General features: G+C 75.8%; 13 protein-coding genes. 7 read left to right on the top strand and 6 right to left on the bottom strand.

What is annotated here, in order from left to right; all coding sequences use genetic code 11:
* Positions 1-12 precede the first annotated feature (12 nt).
* The 6 genes from hisG to AB0881_RS29710 all read left to right on the top strand — a co-directional run bounded on the left by hisG (position 13) and on the right by AB0881_RS29710 (position 5140).
* Positions 13-888 carry an ATP phosphoribosyltransferase gene (gene hisG, locus AB0881_RS29735; RefSeq protein WP_366622130.1) on the top strand — a complete coding sequence of 292 codons (876 nt, stop codon included), beginning with the start codon at positions 13-15 and terminating at the stop codon, positions 886-888.
* A gap of 9 nt (positions 889-897) precedes the next feature.
* Positions 898-1344, top strand: coding sequence for a PH domain-containing protein (locus tag AB0881_RS29730; protein WP_366622129.1), 447 nt, complete (start codon positions 898-900; stop codon positions 1342-1344).
* A 69-nt stretch (positions 1345-1413) separates the two neighbouring features.
* The gene (locus AB0881_RS29725) at positions 1414-2301 is read left to right on the top strand and encodes a MoxR family ATPase (RefSeq protein WP_366622127.1); all 888 of its coding nucleotides are present in this window, start codon (positions 1414-1416) and stop codon (positions 2299-2301) included.
* A gap of 3 nt (positions 2302-2304) precedes the next feature.
* On the top strand, positions 2305-3420 hold the full coding sequence (locus AB0881_RS29720) for a VWA domain-containing protein (protein ID WP_366622125.1): 1116 nt from the start codon (positions 2305-2307) through the stop codon (positions 3418-3420).
* Positions 3413-4531: an XdhC family protein gene (locus AB0881_RS29715; protein ID WP_366622124.1), complete on the top strand. Its 1119-nt coding sequence runs from the start codon at positions 3413-3415 to the stop codon at positions 4529-4531. Before AB0881_RS29720 ends, AB0881_RS29715 begins: the two co-directional genes overlap by 8 nt.
* A gap of 18 nt (positions 4532-4549) precedes the next feature.
* Positions 4550-5140: a nucleotidyltransferase family protein gene (locus tag AB0881_RS29710; RefSeq protein WP_366622122.1), complete on the top strand. Its 591-nt coding sequence runs from the start codon at positions 4550-4552 to the stop codon at positions 5138-5140.
* Here AB0881_RS29710 and AB0881_RS29705 read toward each other — a convergent pair.
* Positions 5121-5582, bottom strand: coding sequence for a MarR family winged helix-turn-helix transcriptional regulator (locus AB0881_RS29705; protein WP_366622120.1), 462 nt, complete (start codon positions 5580-5582; stop codon positions 5121-5123). The two genes, AB0881_RS29710 and AB0881_RS29705, sit on opposite strands and share 20 nt — an antisense overlap.
* Before the next feature lie 91 nt (positions 5583-5673).
* On the opposite strand from AB0881_RS29705, the gene AB0881_RS29700 reads away from it, so the two are divergent.
* Positions 5674-6558, top strand: a complete 885-nt coding sequence (locus AB0881_RS29700) for a nitroreductase/quinone reductase family protein (protein ID WP_366622119.1) — start codon at positions 5674-5676, stop codon at positions 6556-6558.
* A 10-nt stretch (positions 6559-6568) separates the two neighbouring features.
* On the opposite strand, the gene AB0881_RS29695 is transcribed toward AB0881_RS29700, so the two are convergent.
* The 5 genes from AB0881_RS29695 to AB0881_RS29675 form a co-directional block, all read right to left on the bottom strand.
* Positions 6569-7795: an aldolase gene (locus AB0881_RS29695; RefSeq protein WP_366622117.1), complete on the bottom strand. Its 1227-nt coding sequence runs from the start codon at positions 7793-7795 to the stop codon at positions 6569-6571.
* Complete coding sequence (locus AB0881_RS29690; protein WP_366622115.1) at positions 7792-8703, bottom strand: aldose 1-epimerase family protein; 912 nt, start codon at positions 8701-8703, stop codon at positions 7792-7794. Before AB0881_RS29690 ends, AB0881_RS29695 begins: the two co-directional genes overlap by 4 nt.
* A 31-nt stretch (positions 8704-8734) precedes the next feature.
* Positions 8735-10144, bottom strand: a complete 1410-nt coding sequence (locus AB0881_RS29685; RefSeq protein ID WP_366622113.1) for a DUF1116 domain-containing protein — start codon at positions 10142-10144, stop codon at positions 8735-8737.
* A complete protein-coding gene (locus AB0881_RS29680) occupies positions 10137-11582 on the bottom strand; it encodes an FdrA family protein (RefSeq protein ID WP_366622111.1) in 1446 nt (481 codons plus the stop codon). The genes AB0881_RS29685 and AB0881_RS29680 overlap by 8 nt, the downstream gene beginning before the upstream one ends.
* 55 nt (positions 11583-11637) lie before the next feature.
* Positions 11638-12104, bottom strand: a 467-nt coding sequence (locus tag AB0881_RS29675) for a DUF2877 domain-containing protein (RefSeq protein WP_366622109.1), incomplete at its 5' end; no start/stop codon positions are given.

Genomic DNA, 12104 nt, shown 5'->3' with positions numbered 1-12104 from the left:
GGCTTCTTCACCGTGCTTTCTCTCGTCCTGCCCAAGGGCTCCCTGGAAAAGGCCACGATGGCGCTGTTCGACGCCGCGGACCTCACCGTCCGGCGGACCTCGGACCGCGACTACCGCGCCCAGATCGACGACCCGCGCGTCGACCGGGTGCGGGTGCTGCGCCCGCAGGAGATCCCGACCTACCTCGAACAGGGCCTGTTCGACCTGGGCATCACCGGCCGCGACTGGATCACCGAGACCGACGCCGACGTGGTCTCGCTCGGTGAGCTGAAGTACTCCAAGGCCACCAGCAACCCGGTCCGGGTCATCATGGCGGTGCCCGAGGACGCCCCCTGGCAGAAGGTCTCCGACCTGCCGGAGGGCGTGCGGATCTCCACCGAGTTCCCGGCCATGACCCGCCGCTTCCTGGAGCAGCACGGCGTGAAGGCCACGGTCGTCCCGTCGTACGGCGCGACCGAGGCCAAGGTCCCCGACATCGTGGACGCGATCGTCGATCTGACCGAGACCGGCTCCTCGCTGCGCAAGAACGGCCTGCGCATCCTCGACACCCTCCTGACCAGCTACACCGAGCTGGTCGCCAACCGCGAGGCGTACGAGAACCCCGAGAAGCGCGCCGCGATGGAGGACATCGCGCTCCTCCTCCAGGGCGCCATCCGGGCGCGCGGCAACGTCCTGCTCAAGCTGAACGTCGCCGCCGCCGACCTGCAGGCCGTCGTGGACATCCTGCCGTCGATGTCGTCGCCCACCGTCACCTCGCTGGCGGGCGGCGAGAGCAACGCGGTGGAGAGCGTGGTCGCCAAGCGCGGCGTCAACACGCTGATCCCGGCGCTGAAGGCGGCCGGCGCCCACGACATCCTCGAACTCCCGATCTCCAAGATCGTCGACTGACGAGGTCCAGTGACCGACGTACCGGCCCTTCCCGCGGTGTGGCGCCCCCGCACCACCCGCGTGGTCGCCTACGCGACGGCGGGCACGATCATGGTCGCCATGATCGTGCTCGCCATCGTGGTGGCGCCGCCGTTCGGGCTCTCGGACCGGATCCTCATGGTCGTCTTCGGCGCGTTCCTGGCCTGGATCCTGCACATGCTGGCCCGCTGCCGCGTCACCGCCGACGACGGCGGCGTCACGGTCGTCAACGCGTTCCGCACCCGCCGCCTCGAATGGGCCGAGATCCTCGATGTGAACATGAACGTCGGCGAGCCTTGGCCGACCCTCGACCTGGCGGACGGCACGTCCCTCGGCGCCATGGGCATCAACGGCACCGAGCGCCGCCTGGCCGCCCGCCAGCTGGACGAGCTCAGGACCCTGGTCACCGAGCGCGGCGAGGCCCCCGACCCGTCCTGACGGGCCGCCGATCCGAGATCGGCCGGCTCCGGGCGTGAGATCGGGCGGATCGGTGAGTAGCCTGTGAGCGTGCGGACGTCTCCGGAGATCGCGTCGCCCGCGGAGCTGGCGGAGCTGCTCGACCGGCACGCCTACCTGTGCGACGAGGGGCTGGCCACGGCCGGGTTCCTGGCGCTGCGGATGGGGCGGCCGCTGTTCCTGGAGGGGGAGGCCGGGGTCGGGAAGACCGAGCTGGCCAAGACCCTCGCGGCGGTGCTCGGCGCGCCGCTGATCCGGCTCCAGTGCTACGAGGGGTTGGACGCCTCGCAGGCGCTCTACGACTGGGACTTCCCGCGCCAGCTGCTGCACCTGCGGGCGGCGGAGGCCGCCGGGGTCACCGATGTGGCGCGGCTCGAAGGGGAGCTGTACGACCGGCGCTTCCTGCTGGCGCGGCCCCTGCTCCAGGCGCTGGAGACCGCGCCCAGCGTGCTGCTCGTGGACGAGATCGACCGGGCGGACGACGAGTTCGAGGCGTTCCTGCTGGAGGTGCTGAGCGACTTCACGATCTCGGTGCCGGAGCTGGGGACCATCCGCGCGGAGCGCCCGCCGGTGGTCGTCGTGACGTCCAACCGCACGCGGGAGGTTCACGACGCGCTGAAGCGGCGGTGCCTGTACCACTGGCTGGAGCATCCGGCGTTCGACCGCGAGGTGGCGATCATCCGGCGCCGGCTGCCCGGGGCGGCCGGGCGGCTGGCGGGGCAGGTGGCGGGCGCGGCGCAGCGGCTGCGGGCGGCCGGGCTGCTCAAGCCGCCGGGGGTCGCCGAGAGCCTGGACTGGACGGAGGCGCTGATCGCGCTGGGCGTCCGCGAGCTCGATCCGGACGTCGCGGCGGCGACGCTCGGCACGGTGCTGAAGTACCGCGAGGACCAGGAGCGGGTGGTCGCCGGCGGGCTGGCCGCCCTCCTCGACGGGGGGTGACCGGTGGCCGCGGGGCGGGACGCCACGGAGACGATCGTGGGCTTCGCGCGGACGCTGCGCGCGGCCGGCGGCACCGCCGATCCGGAGCGGGTCCAGGCGATGGTCGCCGCCCTCGACCATCTCGACGTCCTCGACCGCGCCGACGTGTACTGGGCGGGCCGGCTCACGCTGTGCGCCGACCCCGACGACCTGCCGCGGTACGACCGCTGCTTCGCCGCGTACTTCTCCGGCGCGTCCCCGCGGCCCGCGCCCCGGCCGCCGGTGATGGCCGTCCGGCAGGCGCCCGTCGTGGTCGCCGAGCCCGTCCCGGAGGACGGCGGGGGCGAGGAGCGGGAGGTGCGGGCGGTCACCGCCAGCGGCGTGGAGGTGCTGCGGCACCGGGACGTCGCGCGGCTCGGCCCCGAGGAGCGCAGGCAGGTCGAGCGGCTCATCGCGGTGCTGGACGCGACGGCGGAGCGGCGCCGGTCGCGGCGGTTCGCGCCCGCGCCGAGAGGGCGGCTGGACCCCGCCAGGACCGTCCGGGAGACGCTGCGGCGCGGCGGCGAGATCTCCCTGCTGAAGCACCGCGCGCACCGTTCCCGGCCGCGGCGCGTGGTGCTGCTGGTGGACGTGAGCGGGTCGATGAGCCCGTACGCCGACGCCCTGCTCCGCTTCGCCCACGCGGCCGCGCGCTCGGGCGGCCGGAACGTCGAGGTCTTCAGCGCCGGCACGCGGCTGACCCGCCTCACCCGCGAGCTGCGGCACCGTGAGCCCGACGCGGCGATGGCGGCGGCCGCGGCGGCGATCCCCGACTGGAGCGGCGGCACCCGGCTGGGGGAGGAGCTGAAGGAGTTCCTCGACCGGTTCGGGCAGCGCGGGCTGGCGCGCGGCGCGATCGTCGTCATCGCCTCGGACGGCTGGGAGCGCGGCGACGCCGCCCTGCTCGGGGAGCAGATGGCGCGGCTGCACCGCCTCGCGCACCGGGTCGTGTGGGCCAACCCGCACAAGGCGCGCCCCGGGTACGAGCCGCTCACGGCCGGGATGGCCGCCGCGCTGCCGTACATCGACGACTTCACCTCCGGGCACAGCCTCGGTGCCCTGGAGGACCTCGCCCGGCTGATCGGAGACCCCCATGCGTGACGTGCTCGGCGACATCGCGGCGTGGTACGCCGCGGGGGAGACGTTCGGGCTGGCGACCGTGGTCAACACGTTCCGCAGCGCGCCCCGGCCCGCCGGAGCCGCGATGGCGGTGGCGCCGTCCGGCGAGGTGACGGGCAGCGTCTCCGGCGGCTGCGTCGAGGGCGCGGTGTACGAGCTGGCGCGCGAGGTGATGGAGTCCGGCCGGCCGGTGGTGCGGCGGTACGGGGTGAGCGACGACGACGCGTTCGCCGTGGGCCTGACCTGCGGCGGGATCCTGGACGTGCTGGTCGAGCCGGTCGGCCCGGCCACGTTCCCCGAGTTCGCGGAGGTGGCCGCGTCGATCGCGGCGCGGGAGCCGGTCGCGGTCGCGACGGTGGTGTCCGGCCCGGGGACGGTCGGCGCCCGGCGGGTGATCTGGCCGGACCGGGCGAGCGGCTCGCTGGCCCCGGGCGCCCCGTACGCGGAGCGGCTGGACGCGGCGGCCGACGACGACGCGCGCGGGATGCTCGCGCAGGGGCTCACCGGGCAGCGCCACTACGGCCGGGAGGGGGAGCGGCGGCTGGACGAGCTGGCGGTGTTCGTGCACGCGTTCGCGCCGCCGCCGCGGCTGCTGGTGTTCGGCGCGATCGACTTCGCCGCGGCGGTCGCGCGGGTCGGCAAGTTCCTCGGCTACCACGTGACGGTGTGCGACGCCCGGCCGGTGTTCGCGACGCCCAAGCGGTTCCCGGAGGCCGACGAGGTCGTGGTGAAGTGGCCGCACAAGTTCCTGGAGGGGACCGACGTCGACGAGCGGACGGCGATCTGCGTGCTGACCCACGACCCGAAGTTCGACGTGCCGCTGCTGGAGGCGGCGCTGCGGACGCCCGCCGGGTACGTGGGCGCGATGGGCTCGCGGCGCACGCACGACGACCGGATAGCGCGGCTGCGCGAGGCGGGCCTGACGGCGGCGGAGCTGTCCCGGCTGCGCTCGCCGATCGGGCTGGACCTGGGCGCCCGCACGCCGGAGGAGACCGCGGTGTCGATCGCCGCGGAGCTGATCCAGCTGCGCTGGGGCGGGTCGGGCCGGCCGCTGACCGACACCGCCGGCCGCATCCACGGCGGGGGCGGCTGACCGGGTTACGCTCGCGGGATGACCTTGCGAGGCGCGGACGGCCCGGCGGGCCTGCTGCTGGCCGCCGGAGAGGGGAGCCGGCTCGGCCGGCCGAAGGCCCTGCTGGAGCTGGACGGGGAGCGGCTCGTCGACCGCGGCGTGCGGACGCTGCGCGACGGCGGCTGCGGGCCGGTGCTGGTGGTGGCGGGCGCCGCCCCCGTCGAGGTGATCGGCGCGGTGGTCGTCCCGAACCCGGACTGGCGCACCGGCATGGGCTCGTCGCTGCGCGCCGGGCTGGCGGCGCTCCCGCCCGGCTGCCCCGCCGTGGTGATCGCGCTGGTCGACCAGCCGCGGATCACGCCGGAGGCGGTGCGGCGGCTGGTCGAGGCGTACGGCGAGGGCGCCCGCGTGGCCGTGGCGACCTACGCGGGCCGGCCGCGCAACCCGGTGCTGATCGCGCGCGAGCACTTCGCGGCCGTGGCCGAGGCGGCGCGCGGGGACGCGGGCGCGCGGACGTTCCTGCGCGCGCATCCGGAACTGGTGACGCCGGTGCCGTGCGCGGACGTGGCGGCACCCGACGACATCGACACGCCCGCCGACCTGGAGGCGTTCACCCGCCGCCCTCGCTGACCGCCGCCTCGTAGGCGCGCAGCGTGTCGACGACCATGCGGCGCTGCCCGGGCGTGAGCGGCTCCAGGGCCGTCCGCCAGGCGCCCGCGCCCTGGGCGAGCCACTCCTCGATCGCGGGTTCGTGCTCGGGTGCGATGCTGACGATCGCGCGGCGCCGGTCGGCGGGGTCGGCGCCGCGGTCGAGGATGCCCTGCCGGTTCAGGTCGCTGACCATCAGGCTGACCGTGGCGGGGGCGACCTCCAGCCGCGCGGCGAGCTCGTTCACCCCGAGGGGGCCGTCGAACAGCAGGTACGACAGCAGCGACAGGTGGCGCGGGGCCAGGTCGAACGCCCGCAGCGCCGCGGGCACCTTGATCTTCTTCGCCCGGCCGACCATCCGCGGCATCAGCAGCAGCATCGTCCGGACGCCGTCGTCCACGCTGAGCCCGCCGTCCGTTGACACGCGCCCGCACCCCCAATACCTTTGTCTCTAAAGTTACTTTGCTCGCAAAGCAAAGTCTTTCTTCGGCCTGCTCAAGGATAAGGGGACCCCCATGGCGCAGGAGTTCTCGCCCGCTGACCTCAACCGGGCGATCATCGAGGAGTTCCGCGCGAACGCCGGCCGCGTCGGCGGCGCGTTCGAGGGCGCGGCGCTCGTCCTGCTCACCACGACCGGGCGCCGCAGCGGCCGGCGGCACACGACACCGCTCACGTACCTGGACGGCGGCGACCGCCTGCTCGTCTTCGCATCCAACGCCGGCTCGGACCGCGATCCCGCCTGGTACGCCAACGTCCTGGCCCACCCGCGCGTCACCGTCGAGATCGGCGCGGGCGGCGGCGTCGAGGCGTACGACGCCGTCGCGCTGGCCGTGCGCGGCGAGGAGCGCGACCGGCTCTACGCCGAGCAGAGCGCCCTCGTCCCCGCGTACGCCGAGTACCAGCGGATGACCGCGCGCACGATCCCGGTCATGTCGCTGCGCCGCGCCGCCGCCGGGGACGGGCCCGCGATCGGGGACGAGCTGGTCCGGATCCACGAGACCCTGCGCCGCGACCTCGCCTCACTCCGCGAGGAGGCCGAGGCGTACCTCGGCGGCGGCGCCGCGACCGCGCGGCGGCCGGACCTGGCCGAGCAGCTGCGCGCCCGCTGCCTCGGCTTCTGCGACGTCCTCGGCGAGCACCACGGCAACGAGGAGACCCGGGGCTTCCCGCTGCTGGAGCGGCACTACCCCGAGCTGGCCCCCGTCCTGGACCGGCTCCGCCGCGAGCACACCGCCGTGACCGGCATGAAGAACGAGCTGGCCGCGCTATTCGCGGGCATCGGGACGGCCGACCCCGGCCGGGTACGCGCGGAACTCGACCGGGTGACGGCCGGGCTGGAGGCCCACTACGCCTACGAGGAGGCCGAACTCGTCACCGCCCTCAACGCCCTGCGGCTCTGACCACCCGGGGCTAGCGGTCGGCCGGGGTCGGCAGGACCGAGGGGTCCAGGGCGCCGCAGTCGACGGCGCGCTGGAGCCGCGCGGTCAGGGCCCGGATCGTGGCGGGCTCGTCGAGCACGCCGCTCTCCTTGCCGGCCGCCTGCTCGTGCCACGCCCGGACCCGGCCGATGACCTCGTCCGCGCCGGTCAGGTGGTAGGCGTACACGGCGGCGTACCGGCTGGGCAGGTGCGCCGGGTGCAGGTCCCAGCCCTGGTTGATCCCGTGCCGCAGCGAGTGCCGGACGTGCCGGGCGTGCACCCGCCACGCCTCGTTCACCTCGTCCGGCCCGTCGTTGCGGGGGATGACGTTGGTGGAGCCGTCGGAGATCCGCACGCCGGTGCCGGCCAGCGAGACCTGCATCGCGTGCCGGGCGAAGTCGCAGGCCGGATGGTCGAGCCGCTGCTCCTCGGGCGGCAGCCCGATCGCGGCGGTGTAGTCGAACACGCCGAAGTGCGCGGCGGTCAGCCGGGGCCCGGCGGCCGCCACGATCGCCCGCAGCCCGATCCGCCCCTCGGTGTCGATGATCGCCTCGGGGGTCTCCACCTGGATCTCGAACCGCAGGATGCCGCCCGGCAGCCCGAGCGAGCTCTCCAGCCGGTCCAGGTACTCCACGAACAGCGCGACGTGCTCGGCCGACACGACCTTGGGGAAGGTGATGGTGAACCCGCCCGGCAGCCGGCCCAGCCGGTCGCGCAGCGCGGTGAGGAAGCCGTCCAGGGTGCGCATCGAGCGCTCGTGCCCGCCGTCGGCGAACGACTTGACGCGGACGCCCCAGTAGTGGGGGAGGCCCTTCACCTGGTACGCGGCGCCGACGGCCTCCACGACCTGGGTGACGTGGGCGTCCTCCTCGTCGTCGGGACGCACCCCGTAGCCGTCCTCGAAGTCGATCCGGACGTCCTCCACCGGCTCGCCCGCCAGCTTGGCCGCGACCCGCTCGCGGACCGGCCCGGCGATCTCCGGATCGAGGCCGAACGCGCTGCCGAACGAGCCGGCGCCCGGCGTGTGGGTGTTGAGCAGCCGCAGCGCCTCGGCGCCGAAGTCGGCGGGGGTGGACCGGGAGAACCGGTCGGCGGGGACGTACACCGTGTGCACCGGCTGCCGCCCCGCGGCCGGCCCCGGGAACTGCTTCTCGTGATCGTCGCGTACCGCGGCGATCCGTGCGGACAGGTCGTCGTACGAGGGGACGCTGAGATTCACCCCGCCATGATCCCCCAAGAACCGGCCGCCTGTGCACCCGGTTCCAGATGGATCACGTCGGTTCCGGTGGCGAACGCGTTCGGCGGGCACGTCATCGGCTCGGCGCCCAGCCCGTGCCGCCGCCGGTCGTCCGGGACCTGGTCGGCGGTGTAGACCTCCAGCCACGGATGCGCGCCGTCCGCCCACAGCGACGTGGTCCGCCCGCCGCCGCTCAGCCGCACCCACGCGCGCCCGTCGCCGTCGCGGCGCAGCCCGGTGAACGCGTTGTCGATCGCGTGGCCGTCCAGCCGGCGGCCGTCGCGCAGGTCGTACGGCGTGCCCGCGACGTCCAGCGGCGGCCCCTCCGGGATCATGCGGTCGTCGACCGGCTGGTACCGGTCGGCGGTGACCGTCACGGTGCAGGCGTCGAGCGGCTCGCCGACGGTGAGGTACGGGTGCGCGCCGTGCCCGTACGGCGCCGTCCGCGAGCCCGCGTTCACCGCCGACAGCCGCACGGTCAGGCCGGTCTCGGCGTCCAGCGAGTAGTCGGCGGCCAGGTCGAGCCGGTACGGGTAGCCGGCGCCGCCGAGCAGCCGGTGCGCCAGCCGCACCCGGGACGGCCCGTGCTCCACGGCCGTCCAGGGCGCCGACCGCACCAGCCCGTGGATCGCGCAGCCGTTGCCCGGCTCGGACAGGTCGAGCTGATGGATGCGGCCGTCGTAGGCGTACCGGCCGCCGTCGATCCGGTTGGGCCACGGGATCAGCAGCCGCCCCATCGCCGCCGGGACCGGCTCGTCGGCGCCGTGCGGCAGGATCAGGTGCAGGCCCCGGCGGGTGAGCTCGCGCAGGCCGGCGCCCTGCTCGGTGACGACGGCGCGGTACGGCCCCGCGGCGATCTCGTACTGGGCCCCGGTGATCGACTCGGTCATGCGGTCGAACGTACCCGGCGCCGGGCCGCCGTCACGCCGTTTCGGCCAGCGCCCGCAGCGCGTCCCGGAACACCTCCGGCGGCGGCGACACCAGCCCGGCCCCGACCTGGCCGGTGCCCGCCTCGCGGCCCGCGATCCCGGTGTCGATCACCGGCAGGATCCCGGTGCGCACCACCTTCGCCGCGTCGATCCCGGCCGGGGTGCCGCGGAACGACAGCAGCGGGATCTGCAGCACCGGATGCTCGGCCAGCGCGATCTCGTACATCCGCCGGGTCGCGTCCAGCGCGTCGGGCACCTCGCCGCCGACGAACCGGACGATCGCCGGCGCGGCCGCCAGCGCGAAGCCGCCCACCCCGGCCGTCTCGGTGATGGTCGAGTCGCCGATGTCGGGGTTGGCGTCGGCGGGGCCGTAGCCGCCGAGGTAGAGCCCGTCGGGGACGCCGGCCGGGCCGGTGAACCAGCGGTCGCCCGTCCCCGACAGCCGCACGCCGAAGTCGGTGCCGTTGCGGGCCATCGCCACGACCAGGCTCGACCCGGGCACGCCGCGCGCCGCGTCGGCGGACGCCTTGGCCGCCGCCATCGCGAAGTTGAGGAAGAAGTGGTCGTTGCCGGCCGCGAACCGCAGCGCCTCGGCCGCCCGCGCGCGGGGCGCGTCCGCCTCGGCGATGTCGGCCGCCAGCTCGCGCAGCAGCAGCGACGTCGCCGCCCGGTTGCGGTTGTGCAGCTCGTCGCCCATCTGGAGCGCCTGCGCCATGATCGACAGCAGGTCCAGCGGGCCGTGCCGCCGCACCGCCGACCGCAGCACCGGGCCGAGCGCCTCGCCCATCCAGCGCAGCCGGTCGATGACCTCGGGGCCGTACGCGCCGTACCGCAGGACCTTGCCGAGGCCCTCGTTCAGCGAGCAGTACGCGGTGCCGCCGTGCTCGGCGTCCTCCACGACGAGCATCCACATCGACGGGCTCACCACGCCCGCCATCGGCCCGACCGCGGCGTGGTGGTGGCACGGCTCCAGGACGGCCGCGCCCTTCGCCAGCGCGCGCTCCGCCTTCTCCGGCGAGTCCGCCAGGCCCTCCAGCAGCATCGCGCCGACCAGCGCGCCGCGCATGGGGCCGGACGCCCGTTCCCAGTCCAGGGGCGGGCCCGCGTGCAGGAAGGTGCCGCGTTCCAGCCCGAGGACCTCGGCGGCGGGGCGCACGTCCACCAGATGGGGCCGCGCGGCCAGCATCCGGCCGACGGCCCGCTCGTTGGCCGCCGCGTACCCGGGACGGCCCATCACCGCGGCCAGGACGTCCGCCATGTCCTCCGGCGGCGGGCGCCAGTCGACGCGCTCCACCGGGACGGCCTGCTCGTCGAGCGCGTCGGCCAGCACGCCCGCCCCGGCCGCCACGACGGCCGGTTCCCGGGTCAGCAGGCCGTTCAGCCGCGGCCGGTTCTCACTCATGGGGCCCCTTCGCCAGCTGCGCCGCGAACCGGGCGGCCTGCGCGTTCGACAGGAAGACCGACGCGCCGGCGTCCAGCAGCGCGGCCATGTGCCGGTCGAATCCCTGCGGGTCCCGGCGCGTGCCGCACAGGGAGACGACCGCGCGCAGGTTCGCGTTGGCGTCCAGCACCTCGCGCAGCAGCGCGGACAGCGGGCCGCCGGGATCGGGGTCGGCCCCGTACCCGAGGACCACGTCGATCAGCAGCACCCCGGGATCCGGCTTTCCCGCCCGCTCCTCGATCGCCGCCAGCCGCAGCGTCGGGTCGATCATCGGGTGCGCCCGCCCCCGGGTGTACGCGTCGTCGCCGTAGTCGACCAGGGAGTGGCCGGCCGCGGCGAGGTCGCCGCCGAGTTCGGCCCGCAGGACGGCGGCGGCCTCGGCGCGCAGCGTCCCGCCCGCGAAGAACCCGCGCACGGTGCCCGGACCCGGCAGCGGCGCGTGCCCCGCGTATCCCGCCGCCCAGTCCGGCGGCGTGCGGCCCAGCCGCCGCAGGGCCCGCTCGGCCGCCCGCGTCAGATCGTCGTCGGGCCCCACGAACGCGAACTCCACCGGCGTGTCGAGCCGCCGCGCCGCCTCCCGGATCAGATCGGCCACCTGCGGCGCCGGCGGCTTGGACACCACCATGATCAGCTCGGTGGCCGGATCGGCGTCCAGCGCCGCCAGCGCGGCCAGCGCCGACCGCCCGCTGACCTCCAGCGACAGGTCCCGGCCGCCGACGCCGAGCACGTGGCTCACGCCCGCCCCGGCCGCGTCCAGCAGGCACGCCACCTGCTGCGCGCCGGTGCCCGACGCCGCCACCAGCCCCACCGGCCCTGGCCGCACCGCGTTCGCGAAGCCGAGCCCGGCCCCGCCGACCATCGCCGTGCCGCAGTCGGGCCCCATCACGATCAGCCCCAGCCGGGCCGCCGCCTCCTTGAGCGCGATCTCCTGCTCCAGCGGCACGTTGTCGCTGAACACCATCACGTTCAGCCCGGCCTCCAGCGCGTCCATCGCCTCCGGGAACACGTGCGGCCCCGGCACCGACACCAGCGCGATCCCCGCGTCCGGGCCGATACCGCCCGCGCGCCGCGCCGCAGCCCCCGTCGTCCGCGCGGGCGCCGCCGAGTCCAGACCCGACGCGCCCGTGTCCGTACGCGACTCGCGCAGCAGCTCGTCCAGCGCCGCCCGCGCCGCGGCGAGCGGGCCCTCCTCGGCCCGGATCGCGACGACCAGGTCCGCGGGCCCCGCCCCCTCCGGCACCTCGAACCCCATCCGGCCGAGCATCTCCAGGTTGAGGCCGGTCGCCATCGCCGCCATCGCCCCCGCGACCCCGTCCAGCTCGCCCACCCGCCGGCTGACCCGCATCAGCGTGACCGAGTCGTGGTAGGCGCCCCGCCGCACCTCGACGAAGGCCTTCACGATGCCGTCCGATCGCCTCCGGGGCGCCTGCCGGCGGCCCCCCAGGCGTGCGGTGTCATGCCGAGACCCTGCGGGTGCCGCCGGCGCTCAGCGCCAGGGCGGCGCGGCAGCCGGCCTGGACGCCGGCGGCCAGGTCGGCGCCGGAGGTGTGGCCCGCCGCGAGCAGGCGGCGCACGGCGGGCGCGGCCGGCTCGTGGCCCGCCACCGCGCGCAGCACGGCGGCCACCTCGGCGCCCGCCGCGCCGGACGCGGCGCAGTGCAGCAGCGTCGCCGCGAGCGCCGTGGTACGGGTGCCCGCGTCGGCGGTGACGGCGGCGCCCAGCCAGCCGGCCAGCCACACGGCCCGGCCGCCGGGGTCGCGGGCGCCGCCGACCAGGCGCAGCGTGACCAGCAGGCCCGCCAGGATGTCGTCGCCGCTGGGCGTCAGGCCGGGGCCGAGGCCGACGATCCGCTCGGCGCACTCGACGGCGCCGACCAGGTCGCCCGCCGCGCACCGGTCGGCCAGCAGCAGCGGGTCGGGGT

This window comes from Spirillospora sp. NPDC029432, from assembly GCF_040703975.1.
In the GTDB taxonomy this organism is placed as follows: domain Bacteria; phylum Actinomycetota; class Actinomycetes; order Streptosporangiales; family Streptosporangiaceae; genus Spirillospora.
This window is presented reverse-complemented; position numbering and strand designations above follow the sequence as displayed.